Raw genomic sequence first — 17668 nt, 5'->3', positions numbered from 1 at the left:
GGCGGCCGTTGCTGAGGGCTAGGCCCTCAGCGCCCTGGCGGTCTGGACCAGATGCTCAAGCGAGGCTTCCACTTCCGGCCATCCCCGTGTCTTAAGTCCGCAGTCGGGGTTCACCCAGAGCTGCTCGGCGGGAATGGCGGTTGCGGCCTTGCGCATCAGCGCTTCCATGTCGGCCTGGCTCGGCACGCGCGGCGAGTGGATGTCCCAGATGCCGGGGCCGATCTCGTTGGGGTAGCGGAAGTTGCGGAAGGCCTGAAGCAGCTCCATGTCGGAGCGCGAGGTCTCGATCGAGATCACGTCGGCATCCAGCGCGGCGATGGACGGCATGATGTCGTTGAACTCGGCGTAGCACATGTGGGTGTGGATTTGCGTGTCGTCGGCCACGCCCGAGGCCGTGGCGCGGAAGCAGTCGACGGCCCAGCGGAGGTAGGCGTCCCAGTCGCGCCGGCGCAGCGGCAGGCCCTCGCGCAAAGCGGGCTCGTCGATCTGGATGATGCCGATGCCCGCCGCTTCGAGGTCGAGAACCTCGTCACGGATGGCGAGCGCGATCTGGCGGCAGGTGTCGGCGCGCGGCTGGTCGACGCGCACGAAGCTCCACTGCAGGATGGTGACCGGGCCGGTGAGCATGCCCTTCATCGGTCTGTCGGTGAGCGAGGCGGCGTAGGCCGACCACCGCACGGTCATCGGAGCCGGACGGGAGACGTCGCCATAGATCACCGGCGGCTTCACGCAGCGCGAGCCGTAGGACTGCACCCAGCCGTTCCTGGTGAAGGCGAAGCCCTCGAGCTGTTCGCCAAAATACTCGACCATGTCGTTGCGCTCGAACTCGCCATGGACCAGCACGTCGAGGCCGAGGCGTTCCTGGATGCGGACGGTCTTTTCGGTCTCGGCCTCAAGGAAGCTCTCGTAGACGGGAGCGTCGATGCGGCCGTGCCTGAAGGCGGCGCGCATCTCGCGCACGTCGCCGGTCTGCGGGAACGACCCGATGGTCGTGGTCGGGAATGCCGGGAGCCGGAAGCGGGCGCGCTGCGCATCTCGACGAGCCGGGAAACGGCTCCTGCGGTCGAGGTCGAGCGCTGCTCCGGCGCGCTCCTTCACCTGCGGCCTGTGGATACGCGTCGACTGGCGATGCGACTGGGTTGCGGCGGCGCTTGCGTCGAACGCCTCTTTGGCTGCCGCGCGGCCCTTCTGCATGGCGACCGTCAGCGCCGCGACCTCAAGCAGCTTCTGCTTGGCGAAGGCGAGCCACGACCGCAGCTCGGGGTCGAGATCGGTCTCTCCGTCGAGATCGACGGGTGCGTGGAGGAGCGAACAGGAGGGCGCGATCTCCAGCCGGTCCGGTCCGACGCTGTCCCACGCGCGGCTGACGAGGCCGAGCTGCCGGTCGAGATCGGCGCGCCAGATGTTGCGACCGTCGACGACGCCGACCGACAGCACCGTGTTGCCCGGAAGGGCCGTGAGGATGGCGTCGAGCTGCTCGGGCGCGCGCACGAGATCGACATGCAGGCCGGACACGGGCAGCGAGGCCGCCAGCTCGGTGGTGTCGAGGAGAGCGCCGAAATAGGTGGCGAGCATGATGCGTGGGGCCACCGGGGCCAGCACCTCGTAGGCACGACGCATTGCGGATTTCTGCGCGTCCGAGAGGTCGAGCGACAGCACCGGCTCGTCGATCTGCACCCACTGCGCTCCCGTCGCCTTCAGCGTGGCAAGCAGCTCGGCATAGACGGGCAGCACCGCATCGAGCAGGGAAATCGGGTCCAGCCCGTCATCCCTGGTTTTCCCGAGGCTCAGCCACGTCACCGGCCCGACGATGACGGGGCGCGTCTCGATGCCCAGCGCCTTGGCTTCGAGATATTCCTCCACCGCCTTGGCCGAGCCGAGGCTGAACTGCTGGCCGCGATGCAGCTCCGGGACGATGTAGTGATAGTTGGTGTCGAACCACTTGGTCATCTCCATGGCGGGAGCTTCTGCGGTGCCGCGCGCGACGGCGAAGTAGAGGGCCGTTTTATCGTCGATGTTTGCGAAGCGTTGCGGTGCCGCTCCCAGCATCATTGTCGTGTCGAGCACGTGATCGTAGAGGCTGAAATCGTTGGAGGGGATGACATCGATGCCGGCATCGCGCTGCAGCTGCCAATGACGCTTTCTCAGCTCGCGTGCGGTCGCCTGCAGCGCGGCAGTGTCGATGCTGCCTTTCCAGCAGGCCTCGAGCGCTTGCTTGAGCTCGCGATGGAGACCGATGCGGGGGAAGCCGAGGTTGGCGGAACGGGTCATATTGTTGTCCGATGCGTAAGAGGCCTGCGACCGCGAGGTGCAGGCGAAATTGCCGATGAGAGATGAGGGCCGGCTCGAAGCCGGTCAGCGCCGCATTCGGAAGCGGTGACGAGAGCTCGTCATGGTCTTTGTCCTCTCGCCAGTCCGCCCGACCGGCATGAAGTGGCACATCACTTCCAAGGTAGGTCTCCTGGCTCGCGGGTCGAACCGGCAGCCCCGCCTTCCCAGCTTCCGCCAGTGGCATGATGGGCAGCCGTCACCGCTTACAGTTGCGGGGGCAGCCTCGGACTGAACCGAGTTCCCTGTTATCCCCTCGCGGGGACCTTGGACGAGCCGACGATGCCGGACCGCCGCCCGGGTGTCAATCGGGATATAAAGAAGTCTTTATATCCCTGGTTCGGCGAAAATTCGTTGTGCGGCAAGATCTGCCTATTGACGAGACTCACGTGCACGACCACTAGATGTGGTGTGTCGTGGTCATCCGGGTCGCAAGGACGGGTGATAATAGGGAAGCCGGTGCGGGCAAATCGCTCCAGTCCGGCGCTGCCCCCGCAACTGTGAAAGTCGGAGCGATCCGGCCAGCCAGATACCTGCCACGACAGGTTAGATCGTCCACGGGCGGGGTGCACCGGTTGGCCGCGAAAGCGCTCGGCTGACGTCACGCCTGCGCCTTCGTGTCCGAGAATCCCCGCTGCCACTCACGGGGTTCTTGGGGCTCATGTCCGCAGCACAGCAGATCGTCCATTCCGACACCGGCGCGCCGGTGCTTACCACCTCCCTCGCGCACCGCTCCGGCAGCGAGCCGGGCTACTCGATAATCAAGCGCAATGGCGGCACCGTGCCGTTCGATCAAAGCAAGATCGCCGTGGCGCTCACCAGGGCGTTCCTCGCCGTTGAAGGCAACAAGGCAGCCGCGTCGCGCCGCGTCCATGAAATCGTCGAGACGCTGACGGGCGAGGTCGTCGCTGCGCTGACCCGACGCGCCAAGGGCGAGCGGGTGTTTCACATCGAGGACGTGCAGGACCAGGTCGAGCTGGCGCTGATGCGCGGCGAACACCAGAAGGTCGCCCGCGCCTATGTGCTGTATCGCGAGGAACGTTCAAAGGCGCGCGCCGAAAAGCTCACGCCGGTTGTGGCTGCGCCGGCGATCCACATGGCGGACGGAACTGCGCTCGATGAAGCCCGCCTCGCCACGGTGGTGGAGGAGGCCTGCGCCGGGCTGGACGGCACCTCGGCCGAGGCCATTCTCGTCGAGACGCGCCGCAACCTCTATGACGGCATCTCCCCGCACGAACTCGCGCTTGCGCCCATTCTGGCGACGCGCACGCTGGTCGAGACCGAGCCCAACTATGCCTTCGTGTCCGCCCGGTTGCTCAACGACAAGCTGCGCCGCGAGGCGTTGACCTTCCTTGCCGGCCGCAGCGATCAGGCCACACAGGCCGAAATGACGGCGCGCTATCCGGAATATTTCCCCGACTACCTGGCGCGCGGCATCGAGTTGGACCTGATCGACCCGGAACTGGGCCGCTTCGACATCGCCCGCCTCGCGGCGGCACTCAAGCCGGAACGCGATCGGCAGTTCCAGTACCTCGGCCTCCAGACCCTCTACGACCGCTACTTCCTCCATTCGCGCGGGACCGTGTTCGAGCTGCCGCAGGCGTTCTTCATGCGCGTGGCCATGGGGCTGGCCGTTCGCGAGATCGACCGCGAGGCGCGCGCCATCGAGTTTTACGATCTGCTGTCGAGCTTCGACTTCATGGCCTCGACGCCGACGCTGTTCAATGCGGGCACGCTGCGCCCACAACTCTCGTCGTGCTTCCTGACCACCGTGGCCGACGATCTCGACGGTATCTTCAAGGCGGTGAAGGACAACGCGCTGCTCGCCAAATATTCGGGCGGTCTCGGCAATGACTGGACCCCGGTGCGCGGCCTCGGGGCGCACATCAAGGGTACCAATGGCGAGAGCCAGGGCGTCGTGCCGTTTCTCAAGGTCGCCAATGACACGGCCATCGCCGTGAACCAGGGCGGCAAGCGCAAGGGCGCGGTGTGCGCCTATCTCGAGACCTGGCACGTGGACATCGAGGAATTCCTCGACCTTCGCAAGAATACCGGCGACGACCGCCGCCGCACCCACGACATGAACACCGCCAACTGGGTGCCCGACCTGTTCATGGAACGCGTCGAGGCGGGTGCCGACTGGACGCTGTTCTCGCCCGACGAGACGCCAGATCTGCACGATCTGTACGGCCCGGCCTTCAAGGCCGCCTACGAGGCCTATGAAGCAAAGGCGGCGGCGGGGGGCCTCAAGGTGTTCCGCACCGTGCGTGCGGTCGATCTCTGGCGCAGAATGCTGACCATGCTGTTCGAGACCGGACACCCGTGGGTCACCTTCAAGGACCCATGCAACATCCGTTCGCCGCAGCAGCATGTGGGCGTCGTGCACTCGTCGAACCTCTGCACCGAGATCACGCTCAACACCAGCCGTGACGAGGTGGCTGTCTGCAACCTCGGCTCGATCAATCTCGCGGCCCATGTCACCGCCAACGGGCTCGACCTCGAGCGGCTGAAGCGTACCGTCGGCGTTGCGATGCGCATGCTCGACAATGTCGTCGACATCAATTTCTACACCATCCCCGAGGCGCGCCGGTCCAACCTAAAGCACCGTCCGGTCGGCCTCGGCCTCATGGGCTTCGCCGACGCGCTGCAGATGCAGGGCATCGCCTATGCCTCGGACGCTGCCGTCGAGTTTGCCGACAGCTCGATGGAGGCCATCAGCTACTACGCCATCTCGGCCTCGACGGACCTCGCCGAAGAGCGCGGGGCCTACGCCTCGTTCGAGGGGTCGCTGTGGAGCAAAGGCGTGCTGCCGATCGACAGCGTCGAGATGCTGGCGGCGACCCGCAGCGAGCTCAATGTCGACCGCACGCAGCGCCTCGATTGGGAAACACTCCGTCAGCGCGCCAAGACTGTCGGCATGCGCAACTCCAACACCATGGCGATCGCGCCGACGGCGACCATCTCGAACATCTGCGGCGTGTCGCAGTCGATCGAGCCCGGCTACCAGAACCTCTATGTCAAATCCAACATGAGCGGCGACTTCACCGTGGTGAACGCGCTGCTGGTGCGCGACCTCAAGGCGCGCAACCTCTGGGACGAGGTGATGATCTCCGACCTCAAATATTTCGACGGCTCCGTCGGCCAGATCGATCGGGTGCCGGCCGACCTCAAGGCGATCTACGCCACGGCCTTCGAGCTCGATGCGAGCTGGCTGATCGCCGCCGCGTCGCGCCGGCAGAAATGGATCGACCAGGCGCAGTCGCTCAACCTCTATCTCGCCAATCCGTCGGGCAAGGCGCTCGACCAGCTTTATCGTTCGGCCTGGAAGGCCGGCCTCAAGACCACCTATTATTTGCGCTCGCGCTCGGCGACGCATGTCGAGAAGTCGACGCTCAAGGGGACGGATGGCAAGCTCAACGCCGTCGCGGTGACCCCGGTGGTGGCGGCTGCGTCGACGAGCGACGTGCCGGCGGCAGTCATTCCGTTCGAGATCGTCGGCAAGGCCTGTCTGATCGGCGACCCGGACTGCGAAGCCTGCCAGTAACGCCCTTCTTTTGCGCCCTGTCCGCGCGGGGCCTGAGGAGGCTCGCTCGGCCAACCGCTACCCACCAAGGAGAACCCCATGTCCCTCGACTGGTCTTCGGACCTCAGCCAACCCACGCCGTCAATTCCCGCCACCGACACCCGCATCGACCGCAGCGGCGGCCGCGTCTCGGTCGACGACAAGGCGATGATCAACTGTCGCGCCGATGTGAACCAGCTCCTGCCGCTCAAATACAAATGGGCGTGGGAGAAGTACCTCAACGGCTGCAACAACCACTGGATGCCGACCGAGGTCTCGATGCAGGCCGACATCGCGCTGTGGAAGAGCAAGGACGGCCTCACCGAGGACGAGCGTCATACGCTCAAGCGCAACCTCGGCTTCTTCGCCGCCTCCGAAAGCCTTGTGGCCAACAACATCGTGCTGGCGATCTACCGGCACCTCACCAACCCCGAATGCCGGCAGTATTTGTTGCGGCAGGCGTTCGAGGAGGCGGTGCATACTCACACCTTCCAGTACATCGTCGAAAGCCTGGGCCTCAACGAAGGCGAACTGTTCAACATGTACCGCGAAGTGCCGTCGATCACCGACAAGGCGGCGTGGGCGCTGAACTTCACGCAGCATCTCGACGACCCCGACTTCACCACCGGCACGCCGGACACCGACCGCGCCTTCGTGCGCGACCTCGTCGCCTTCTACGTGATCTTCGAGGGAATGTGGTTCTACACCGGCTTTGCGCAGATCCTGTCGCTCGGCCGCCGCAACAAGATGGTCGGCATTGCCGAGCAGTACCAGTACATCCTGCGCGACGAAAGCATCCACCTCAATTTTGGCATCGATGTGATTAACCAGATCAAGGCTGAAAACCCGCATGTCTGGACCAGCGATTTCCAGACAGAAGTTCGTGGCATGATCAAGCAGGCAGCCGAGCTCGAGGCCGCCTATGGCCGCGACACCATGCCGAAAGGCTTCCTCGGCCTCAACGCCGCGCTCTGCGAGCAATACATGCATTTCATCGCCAACCGCCGCTGCGCCCAACTCGGCCTCGCGCCGGTGTTCGCCGAGACCGAGAACCCATTCCCCTGGATGAGCGAAGCGATGGATCTGAAGAAGGAAAAGAACTTCTTCGAGACGCGCGTGATCGAATACCAGAACGGCGGCGCGCTGAACTGGGACTAATTTCTAGGCACGGTGCGCTAGTCGGCAGCTCGCTTGAGAAGAACGCCGAATAGCGTTGCGCGCGCTCCCTCAACCCTTTAGATACCAAGTGCCAACCTGATCCTGTAGCCGTCGTGAACCTTACACCGATGTATAGCGGAGTATGGCAACTTCGCCTCAATCGTGGAGTTCCGTGCCGCCGGTCGATCGCACTGCGATCCCTGACGGGAGACACGAATGCTTGCTCGCTCTTGGCTGTCCGCGCTCTTGCTCCTTGGCTTGGGCCTTTGCTGGCCTACCTCCTCGTTTGCGGAGGATGCGCCGCCCAAGCTCGCGCAGGCGTGCGTCGATGCCAGGATCACGACACCGGCAGACTGCGACGCTCTTCTGAAAAAGCTCGGCAAGACCGACCATAAAGCCAAGGGTGAGCAGAAGGGGCCGGCAGCTGGGCCCTCGCCGCTTGCAAAGGCGTGCATCGATGCCGGCATCACGACGCAGGCAAACTGTGACGCATACGAGGCCGCCGAAAAGGCGAGGCAGCGAGCGTCTACATCGCCGCTGAAGCAAAACGCACCAGGTTCGACCTCTCCTGCGGCAAGCCCGACGGATGGCAAGCCGCCCAGGGAGCACTTGGCAAAAGACTGCCTCGCGGCCGGGATCGCCACCCAAGAGGCGTGCGACACCTTTCACGCCAGTCACATGACATCGGTCAAGCCCGTCGTTCCCGAACAGCCCAACACATCCAAGCAAAGCCCTTCTCATGGAATGCCGTCGGGCGTGAAGCCTGACACCACGAAGCCGGCCTCTCTGCTGTCCAGGGACTGCCTGGACGCCGGATTGAAAACTCAGGCGGACTGCGACGCCCTGCATGCCGCGGAGAAGAGGAGGGAGAAGGTGCCTCCTGCTATTCCGGGCCCGGCGTCCATCGCAAAGCCGGAGGCACCTGCTCGGGCACTCGCGAAAGACTGCATCGCCGCCGGCCTCAAGTCCCAGGCGGACTGCGACGCCCTGCTGATGATGGAGAAGGCAAAGCGTAAGGCGCCCAGCGCCGCGTCCGCGTCCACGGCACCGTCGAGCCAACCCACTCCCTCGGCCAAAGCTCCGCCGCTCGCACCGGATTGCATCGCGGCAGGCATCAAGACCGAGGCCGATTGCACCGCCTACGAGCTTGCCAAGCCCAAGTCGTCGACGCCGCCGGATCGCACCGGACCGGCCGCGGGCCTCCCCACCACACAGCTCAAGGAAGTCGTTCCAGTCCTGCCCAAGGGGGTAACGCCGGCCCAGGTCGCCCCGCTTCTCGACAGTGCCAAGCAGGGCAAGCTCGGGCCCGCCGGCGGGCAGGCAGCCGCGCGAGCTCCGGCGACGCCGCCTCCCCCGCCGCCACCGAGCGACAGATCCGCACAGGCAGCCATCCACCCGATCGCGCCCTCCTCGGTCGGAAAGCAGGCGGGCACGCCGATAGCGACCACGAACAAGGCTGGTCTGGTGAAGCTGCCGGCGGATGTGACCATCGTCAAGCAGACCATCATCAACAATGTCACGAACAACATTACCAAGAACGTGACCAACAATGTCACCAACAACGTGACCAACACCACTGCGCCGCAACCCATCGTTCAGCAGCCGTCTCCGCCACCCAATCCGATCGGCCTCAGCATCGGCGTCGTGCTGCAGATCGGCAATGGTCAGCTGTTCGTCGACAGCTCGGGTCGGGACCAGTTCCGGATCGCCGATCGTGATCGCGACAGGACGACCTACGAACAGCTGCCGATGCAACGGTACCGCGAGACGATCTACCGCCCCGACGGCGTTCGCATCGTGACGATCTATGATCGTGACGGCGATATCCTGCGCCGCTCGCGCTTCGAGCCCGACGGGCAGCAAATCGTGCTCGCAGACTACGACTATCACGACGATCCCGACCTCGGCCGGTGGCGCGACCCGGGCGACGATCTGCCGCCGTTGCAGCTTCAGATATCCGTCGCGGACTATGTCCTCGACGCCGATCAGGCCGATGAAGCACAGATCCAGCTGTGCCTCAGCCGGCCCCCGGTCGAACCGCTCCGTCGCCTCTATTCGATCAGCGAGGTCGAACGCTCCGCACGTCTGCGCGATATCATGCCGCGTGTGGAGCTGGGCGATCTGACGTTCGACACCGGCTCATCCGCGCTCGGTTCCGATCAGATCGCCGAACTGAGCAGCGTCGCCAAGGCAATGTTGGCGCTGCTGCAAAAAAATCCCGCCGAGACCTTCCTCATCGAGGGCCACACCGACGCGGTTGGTTCCGACGCGAGCAACCTCGTGCTCTCGGACGACCGTGCAGCCTCGGTGGCTCAAATCCTGACACAGGCCTACCACATCCCGCCGGAGAACCTCGCCACGCAGGGATACGGAGATCATTTCCTGAAGATCCAGACGGATGGCCCCGAGCGTCTCAATCGCCGCGTCGTGATCCGGCGCATCACGCCGCTGATTACCCCCGCAGGCTGAGTCGGCGATAACACAAACCGGCCACAGGCTGTGGCCGGTCTCGGACGCCGCAGCAGGGCAGACCAACAGGCCGGGCGGCCGCGCCGCCTTGTGAATCCGGCTAGTCCCTCGGCTTCGCCGTCGACTGTCGCACCACGAGCTCCGGCTGGTACACCTCCCAGCCGCCATCGAAGCTGGCGGTTCCTCCCAGCTGCGCAAGAAGCTTGTGGATCGATCGGCGGGCCATCCTGAGGATCGGCGTCGTCACCGCCGTCGGCTTGGGGTCGAGCAGCTCGGCGAAGTCGAGGTCGTCGATGCCGACGACGGACAGATCGTCCGGCACCTTCATGCCCCGCTCCCGGATCGCGAACAGCAGCCCCACGGTCATCATGTTGGAGATGGTGACGATCGCCGTGGGCCGATGCGCCAGCCCCAGCAGCTTTGCGCCCATGTCGTGGGCCGTCTGCTGGTCGAAATCGCCGGGCAGCGCCAGTGCCGGGTCGGGGATGAGCCCGCGCATCTCGAACGCCTTGCGATAGCCGGCGTGTCGGTCGTCGCTGGTGGCGAGGCCGGGGATGCCGACGATGATGCCGATACGGCGGTGCCCGAGCGACAGCAGATGCTCGGTGGCCACCCGGCCGGCCTCGACATTGTCGGTCTTGATCACGTCGTAGGGCAGGCCCTCGACATACATGTCGAGCAGCACGGTTGGAACGTGGATCTGGTCGACCAGCGCGGCGCCATGCGCGGCGTCGGAGCGGGTGGGGATGACGATCAGCCCGGCGACGCGCTGCACGCGCATCATCTTCAGCACCTGGCTCTCGCGCTCGGCATCCTGCCCGGTGGAATAGACCACGCTGGTATAGCCGGCGGCGAGGCAGGCGTTTTCCACCTCGCGCGCCACCGCGGCGAAGTGCGGGTTGGCGATATTGGGGACCACCAGCCCGATCAGCCGCGAGCGGCCCGAGCGCAGGCTCTGCGCCGCGCCGTGCGGCGTGTAGCCGATGGCGGCAACGGCGGCTTCGACCCGGGCGATGGTGTCCTCGCTCACCGGCGCCGAGCGGTTGATCACCGCCGACACCGTCGAGATCGCCACCCCCGCCCGCTTTGCCACGTCCTTGATCGTCGACACCGCACCCCCTTGCGCCGGTCCTGTCGTCGTGCATTATACGAAACGTTTCGTGTTTGCAAAAAAGCCTGTGCAGCGGCCCGGACCCGGCCTCTTCGCAGAGAGATGCTCTGTCGACTCGAAACGTTTCGACCGGAGAGGAACCGGACGAGGCCAACGCGCTTCACCGCACAGGGAGGACTACCGATGTTCAAGCTCAACCGTCGCAGCTTCATGCTGTCGACCGCGGCGCTCGCCGCCACGTCCGGGATTGCCGGCCGCGCCGTGGCGCAGTCCGATGCCTCGGGCACCATCCGCATCCTGATGAATGGCGGCGACGCCGATCTCGCCAACACCAACAACGCCATCGCCCGCTTCAACAAGAAGTTCCCGAACGTCCAGGTGAGCGTCGACATGGATCCGATCTCGACCGGCTGGGGCGACTACGTCACCAAGGTGCTGGGCGAGTTCGCCTCGAACAGCCAGCACGATATCTACGGCACCGCCATCGAGACGTTCCAGACCTTCGCCTCGCGCAACATCATGGAGCCCATCGACGATTTCGTCGCCAAGAACCCGAACTATTCCGACTTCGCGCCGGCGCTGTTCGAGGACTGCAAGTACAAGGGCAAGACCTATTTTGTTCCCACCTCGTGGAACAACATCATGATCCACTACAATCGCGACCACTTCGACAAGGCGGGCATTGCCTACCCGAAGACCGGCTGGACCTGGGAAGAGTTCCGCGAGATCGCCAAGAAGCTCACCATCAAGGACTCGTCGGGCACGGTGACGCAGTGGGGCTACGAGGTTCCCAACCAGAACTTCTTCATCCAGCCCTGGTTGTTCTCGAACGGCACGGGCGCGCTGAACGACGACTGGACCGCGTCGAACATGCTCGACCCCAGGGTGGCGGAGTCGCTGCAATTCCTGCACGACATTATCCACGTCGACGGCTCGGCCCCGATCCCGGGCACCGACACGATGGACAACCAGTACCTTGCCGGCCAGGTGTCGATGATCAACCGCGGCCACTGGGTCATTCCCAACATCCGCAACGCCAAGCTCAATTCGGACGTGGCGATCCCACCGACCAAGGTCAACGACTACACCGTGGTGGGTTTCGGCGCCATCGGCATCGCCAAGGGCGCGCAGAACATGGACGCCGTACAGGCGATGGTGGCCGAACTCACCGGCCCGGAGGCGGAAGCCGACGTCGCGAAGTCCGGCAGCTCGGTGCCCGGCTCGAAGGCCGCGGCCGAACTGCCGGAGTACCTGGCCTTCCCGCCGAGCGCCCCGCTGTTCTACCAGACGCTGCCGCACACCAAGGCCGTGCCGTCGCCTGCCAACTTCCAGGAAGTCGAGAAGATCTTCATCCGCTACTACACCGCCATCATGGCGGACGAGATGTCGATCCCCGATGCCTGCAAGCAGGCCGACGCCGAGCTCAATGACTCGTTTGCCCGCCTCAAGGCGTCGCTGAGCTAGTTCAAGCGCTCCTCCCGGACCGCTAGAGTGGGCGCGCTTGCCCCGCAGGCGCGCCCTCTTGTCTGAACGGGATCTGCTCCAGACCATGACCGACACCGCCGCACCCAGATCCGAGCTTCGCAGCCAGCAGGCCCGCGCCGGATATCTCTTCATCTTTCCAGCGATGGTGCTCTACCTGACATTCGTCCTGGCGCCGGTGATCGTCACGGTCGTCCTCAGCTTCGCCTATTACGATCCGCAACTCGGCTCGCACTGGGTCGGCTTCGACAATTTCAAGCGCTTCTTCACCGATCCGCGCTCGGTGCAAATCTTCTGGAACACGCTGCGCTTCACCGCGATGGCGGTCACCGGCAACGTCAGCGTCGGCCTGCTGCTGGCGCTGGCGCTCAACCGCGCGATGCCCGGCTGGCTGCTCTACTTCTTCCGGCTGGCATTCTTCCTGCCGGTCATCATCGCGGCGGCGTTCGTCGCCATTGTCTGGGGCTATTTCTTTCAGGATGCCGGCATCTTCAACTACTACCTCGCTCATCTGGGCCTGCCGACCGTGCGCTGGCTCACCTCGGCGCAGAACGCCATGCCGTCCATCGTCTTCATGGACGTGTGGAAGAACACCGGCTTCTTCATGATCATCTTCATCGCGGCGCTGCAGGGTGTGCCCAGGAACATCATGGAAGCAGCGATCATGGATGGCACCTCGCCGTGGCGTCGGTTCTGGCGCATTACGCTGCCATGGATCTCGCCGGTGGTGTTTTTCGCCATCGTCTACGCCTCGATCGGCGCGCTGCAGGTCTACGAATCGATCTGGATCCTCACCAAGGGCGGGCCCGGCGATGCGACGCGCTCGATGTCGATCAACATCGTCGAGCAGGCGTTCGGCAGCTTCCAGATCGGCTACGGCGCCTCGGTCGCGGTCGTCATGACCGTCGTCATCCTGATCATCACCGGCGTGCAGCTTCTGCTCTCGCGCCGGCTGGTGCGGTACTGAGGGAGCGGGTCATGGGGATCACCACACGACAGGCCGCGCGCTGGGTCGACTGGGCCATCATCGTGGTGATGGCGGTGCTCGGCATCTTCATGCTGCTGCCGTTCGCCTGGCTGATCTCGATGTCGTTCCGGCCGGTCGCCGACGCCTACAAGATGCCGCCGAGCTTTTTTCCCACGACGTTCGACCTCAGCAATTACGCGGCGGTACTGAACTCCAGCGTGCCGTTCCTGCAGATCTACATCAATTCGGTGGAGATCGCGGTGATCGTCACGGTGGGCCAGTTGATCACCTGCACGCTGGCGGCATTCGCGTTCTCGCGGCTCAGCTTCAAGGGCCGCGACACGCTGTTCTTCATTCTGCTCGTCGGGCTGATGTTCCCGGCGCAGGTGACGATCCTGCCGATCTTCCTCGGCTTCGCCAAGATCGGGCTGATCAACAAGCCGATCGGGCTGGCGCTGATGTATCTGACCTCGAGCTTCGGGGTGTTCCTGATGCGGCAGTTCATGCTGAGCCAGCCCAAGGTGCTCGAGGAGGCGGCGCTGATGGACGGCGCCGGCTATTGGAAGATCTTCTGGCGTATCAGCCTGCCGCAATTGCGGCCGGCGCTGTCGGCGCTCGGCATCATCACCTTCACGCAGACCTGGAACTACTATTTCCAGGCCAAGGTGCTGCTCGGCCAGCAGAACGCGATGACGCTGCCGCTCGCGATGGACATCCTGCGCGGCTATCTGCAGTCGGGCAATCTGTCGGTGGTGATGGCGGCGATGAGCATGTCGGTGCTGCCGGTGATCCTGCTCTTCCTTCTCGCCCAGAAATTTGTGATCGAAGGCGTCACGATGTCGGGCATCAGAAACTAGTTCCAACCAGGGTTTTGTTATGTGGGATGATCTGAGCGCCATCGATCCGCAGTTCGCCTATCTCGGCGAGCGGTCGCGCTATGTGCGCTTTCCGCTGGGCGGCATCGGCGCCGGCGGCTTTGCGATCTCCGGCTCGGGGCGGCTCGTCGACTGGTCGGTCCGCAACCGGCCGGCACTGCAGGGGTTCAATGGCTACTCGCATTTCGCCGTCAAGGCCGAGCAGGACGGCAAGCTGCTCGACGCCCGCGTGCTCAACGGCCCCTATGACGAGAACCCATCGGGCGGCCCCGGGCTGCGACCCATGTTCGACGGCTTCGGCCACGGCGCCATGCGGCAATCGCTGGTCGGCCTGCCGCACTTCCGCGACGTCGGGTTCTATGGCCGTTTCCCGACCGCCGATCTCGTTTTCCGCGATGCCCGCTTCCCCGGCGCGGTGCGGCTCACCGCGCTGTCGCCATTCATTCCGCACAATGACCGCGACTCGTCGATGCCGGCGGCGATGTTCGTGTTCGAGCTCCACAACAGCACCGACAAGCCGATCGACTACACGCTTGCCGGCACGCTCGGGAATTACCGCAACAATTCCGGCGTCCACGGCTTCAGCGAGGCTGGCGGCGTCTCGGCGCTGCGCATGACCTCGTCCGACCCCGGCGAAGCCGAGGCCGACCGCGGCGACCTCACCATCGCCACCGATGCGGCGGACGTGCAGCACCAGGACCACCACTATCGCGGCCAGTGGTTCGACGATCTGACGCTCTACTGGAAGGACTTCGCCAAGCCCGGGCCGCTGCCCGAGCGCACCTATGACGGACCGCGCACCACCAGGCACATGCAGGTGTTCCCCGAACACGGCACCCTCGCCGCCAGGGTCAGCGTGCCGGCCGGCGAGAGCCGCACCGTGCGCTTCGTCATTGCCTGGAACTTTCCGAGGGGCGACATCTACTGGGCCTATCGCAGCAAGCCGGACAGCCAGCCTCCCAACGTTGCGACCCCGCTGTGGACCAACTACTATTCCACGCAATGGGCGGATTCGCTCGCCACGGCGCGCGATGCCTTTGCCCGCTGGGACGCCCTTGCCGGCGAAACCATCGCCTTCCGCGACAGCCTGTTCAGCGCCACGACGCCGGCGCCGATCACCGACGCCGCCACCGCGACGCTGGCGCTGCTCCGCACCGCGACCGTCATCCGGCTGCAGAATGGCGAGCTCTGGGGCTGGGAGGGCCTGCACCGGCTCGATGGCTCCTGCGAAGGCTCGTGCACGCATGTGTGGAACTACCAGCAGGCGCTGAGCCATCTGTTTCCGGCGCTCGAGCGCACGCTGCGCGAGACCGAGTGGCTCTACAACCAGCAGCCCAATGGCGGCCTGACCTTCCGGCAGAAGCTGCCGCTGGGCAGCGGCCTCGATATCATCGGCCCGTGCGCCGACGGGCACTTCGGCGCCATCGTCAAGACCTACCGCGAGTGGCGGCTGTCGGGCGACACCGCCTGGCTGAAGAACTGGTGGCCCAGGATGGTGCGCGCCATGGAATATGCCTGGAGCGCCGACAATCCAGACCGCTGGGACCCGGAAGAGACCGGCATCCTGTCCGGCCGCCAGCACCAGACCCTCGACATGGAGCTCTTCGGCCCCAATTCCTGGCTCGGCACCATCTACGTCGCCGCGCTGCTCGCGATGGCGAAGATGGCTGAAGCGGTGGGCGACGGCGCGATGGCGGAAAAGTGCGCGCGGCTGGGCAAGGCAGGCGCCCGCTATGTCGATGACACGCTCTACAACGGCCGCTACTTCATCCAGGCCATCGACCTCGACGACAAATCGGTGCTCACCGCCTTCGATACCGGCCGCAATGCGGGGGTGCTCGCCGACAGCTTCATGTCCGCCTACTGGTCGGATGAGCATGGCGAGATCAAGTACCAGTTCGCCGAAGGCTGCATCGCCGACCAGATCCTCGGCCAGTGGCATGCCGAGGTGGCCGGGCTTGGTCTTTTTCTCGACAAGGACAAGGTCGGCTCGGCGCTGCGTGCCGTCTATGACGAAAACTACCGCAAGAGCATGGACGATCATTTCAATCCGTGCCGCAACTACGCTTTCGAGGACGAGGGTGGCCTGCTGATCGCCACCTATCCGCAAGGCACGCGCCAGCCGATGGTGGCGGCGCCCTATGCCGAGGAAGTGTGGACCGGCATCGAATACGCGTCGGCCTCGCACATGATCATGCACGGTCTGGTGGCGGAGGGCCTCGACGTGGTGCGGTCGGTGCGCCGCCGCCACGACGGCGCCCGCCGCAATCCGTTCAACGATATCGAGTGCGGATCCTACTATGCGCGCTCGATGTCGGCCTGGCAGCTGATGAATGCCTGGTCGGGATTTTCTGCCGATCTCGTCGACAAGACGCTGAGCTTCGCTCCCAAGGCGAGCGGCGACTATTGCGTGATCTGGTCTGCGGGCAACGCCTGGGGCGAGCTCGAGAGCCGCGACGGCATGCGCACGCTGCGCGTCCTCGGCGGCGCGCTGCCGGCCGTCACCGTCAGCGTCGACGGCACGGCCAGTGCGGTCTCGGCGTTGCGCGCCGGCGACGCGGCGGAGCTCGGCTGATGGCCCGCATCGAGCTCAAGAACGTCACCAAGAGCTTCCAGGCCGTGGAGGTGATCCACGGCGTCAGCCTCGACATCGAAGACGGCGCCTTCACCGTGTTCGTCGGCCCGTCGGGCTGCGGCAAGTCCACGCTGCTGCGCATGATGGCGGGGCTCGAGGAGGTGACCTCCGGCCGGATCGATATCGACGGCGCCCGCTGCGACCGGCTGATGCCGGCGGCGCGCGGCATGGCGATGGTGTTCCAGTCCTACGCGCTCTATCCGCACATGTCCGTCGAGCAGAATCTCCGCTTCGGCCTCGAGAACCAGCGCACGCCGAAAGCGGAGATCGAGGCCCGCGTCGCTCGCGCCGCCGAGATCCTGCAGATCAGCCATCTGCTGAAACGCCGTCCCAACCAGCTGTCTGGCGGGCAGAGCCAGCGCGTGGCCATCGGCCGCGCCATCGTCAAGGAGCCCAAGGCATTCCTGTTCGACGAGCCGCTCAGCAACCTCGACGCGGAGCTTCGGGTGAAGATGCGCAGCGAGCTGGTGGCGCTGCACCAGCGGCTAAAATCCACCATGGTCTATGTCACGCACGACCAGGTCGAAGCGATGACCATGGCTGACCGCATTGTCGTCCTGCGCGATGGCGTGGTCGAGCAAACGGGCAAGCCGATCGAGCTCTATGCGCGGCCGCGCAACCAGTTCGTCGCCGGCTTCCTTGGCGCGCCGCAGATGAATTTCCTGCGCGGCACGGTCGCCCCAGGCCCGCAGCTCGCGCTCGGCGTCGACGACAACCGCGCTACGCTGCCGGTCAGCAGCCGCACCCGCGGCCTCGCGCCCGGCAGCACCGCCACCCTCGGCATCCGCCCCGAGCATCTGTCGCTCGATCCGGACGGCCCGCTGACGGCGGCCGTCGATGCAGTCGAGGTCCTGGGCGCCGAGACCATCGTCCACGCGCGCCTGGCCTCCGGCGCGCCCGTCACGGTGTCGCTGCGCGGCATCTCGGGGGTGAAGCAGGGCGCCACGATCCGGCTCAACCTCGACCCGCGCTTCGCCCACGTCTTCGACGAAAACGGCACAACCCTCGAGCCATCCCGTTCCTGGTCGGAAGACTACGTGATCACCTAGCCTCGATCCTCAAATCAGGCTCGCCTGCACGA

General features: G+C 65.2%; 10 protein-coding genes and 2 riboswitches. Of the genes, 8 read left to right on the top strand and 2 right to left on the bottom strand.

Translation table 11 applies throughout. From position 1 onward, the window contains the following. Positions 1-18: 18 nt before the first annotated feature. Positions 19-2271, bottom strand: a complete 2253-nt coding sequence (gene metE / locus BGO82_RS01645; RefSeq protein WP_291303803.1) for a 5-methyltetrahydropteroyltriglutamate--homocysteine S-methyltransferase — start codon at positions 2269-2271, stop codon at positions 19-21. A 162-nt stretch (positions 2272-2433) separates the two neighbouring features. Beyond that, positions 2434-2613, bottom strand: a riboswitch (cobalamin riboswitch). A gap of 115 nt (positions 2614-2728) precedes the next feature. After that, positions 2729-2884, top strand: a riboswitch (cobalamin riboswitch). A gap of 105 nt (positions 2885-2989) precedes the next feature. On the opposite strand from metE, the gene BGO82_RS01640 reads away from it, so the two are divergent. The 3 genes from BGO82_RS01640 (at position 2990) to BGO82_RS01630 (ending at position 9517) form a co-directional block, all read left to right on the top strand. Continuing rightward, complete coding sequence (locus BGO82_RS01640; RefSeq protein WP_291303802.1) at positions 2990-5872, top strand: ribonucleoside-diphosphate reductase subunit alpha; 2883 nt, start codon at positions 2990-2992, stop codon at positions 5870-5872. Between the two features lie 78 nt (positions 5873-5950). Beyond that, on the top strand, positions 5951-7048 hold the full coding sequence (locus BGO82_RS01635) for a ribonucleotide-diphosphate reductase subunit beta (protein WP_291303801.1): 1098 nt from the start codon (positions 5951-5953) through the stop codon (positions 7046-7048). A gap of 216 nt (positions 7049-7264) precedes the next feature. Continuing rightward, a complete protein-coding gene (locus BGO82_RS01630) occupies positions 7265-9517 on the top strand; it encodes an OmpA family protein (protein WP_291303800.1) in 2253 nt (750 codons plus the stop codon). 100 nt (positions 9518-9617) lie between these two features. Here BGO82_RS01630 and BGO82_RS01625 read toward each other — a convergent pair whose 3' ends face one another. Further along, positions 9618-10628, bottom strand: coding sequence for a LacI family DNA-binding transcriptional regulator (locus BGO82_RS01625; protein ID WP_291303799.1), 1011 nt, complete (start codon positions 10626-10628; stop codon positions 9618-9620). A 183-nt stretch (positions 10629-10811) separates the two neighbouring features. On the opposite strand from BGO82_RS01625, the gene BGO82_RS01620 reads away from it, so the two are divergent. Genes BGO82_RS01620 through ugpC form a run of 5 tightly spaced genes read left to right on the top strand, consistent with a single transcriptional unit; the run spans position 10812 to position 17636 of the window. After that, positions 10812-12092, top strand: coding sequence for an extracellular solute-binding protein (locus tag BGO82_RS01620; RefSeq protein ID WP_291303798.1), 1281 nt, complete (start codon positions 10812-10814; stop codon positions 12090-12092). Positions 12093-12150: 58 nt separating this feature from the next. Beyond that, the gene (locus tag BGO82_RS01615) at positions 12151-13077 is read left to right on the top strand and encodes a sugar ABC transporter permease (RefSeq protein ID WP_291303797.1); all 927 of its coding nucleotides are present in this window, start codon (positions 12151-12153) and stop codon (positions 13075-13077) included. 11 nt (positions 13078-13088) lie between these two features. Beyond that, the gene (locus BGO82_RS01610) at positions 13089-13934 is read left to right on the top strand and encodes a carbohydrate ABC transporter permease (RefSeq protein WP_291303796.1); all 846 of its coding nucleotides are present in this window, start codon (positions 13089-13091) and stop codon (positions 13932-13934) included. A gap of 19 nt (positions 13935-13953) precedes the next feature. Beyond that, positions 13954-16527, top strand: coding sequence for a GH116 family glycosyl-hydrolase (locus tag BGO82_RS01605; protein WP_291303795.1), 2574 nt, complete (start codon positions 13954-13956; stop codon positions 16525-16527). Next, positions 16527-17636 (top strand): sn-glycerol-3-phosphate ABC transporter ATP-binding protein UgpC, encoded by a 1110-nt coding sequence (ugpC, locus tag BGO82_RS01600; protein ID WP_291303794.1) that lies wholly within the window; start codon positions 16527-16529, stop codon positions 17634-17636. The genes BGO82_RS01605 and ugpC overlap by 1 nt, the downstream gene beginning before the upstream one ends. Positions 17637-17668: the final 32 nt, after the last annotated feature.

The sequence above is a fragment of the Devosia sp. 67-54 genome, from assembly GCF_001899075.1.
GTDB lineage: Bacteria > Pseudomonadota > Alphaproteobacteria > Rhizobiales > Devosiaceae > Devosia_A.
Note: the sequence above shows the minus strand (reverse complement) of the source record. Positions and strands in the feature narration are given on the sequence as shown.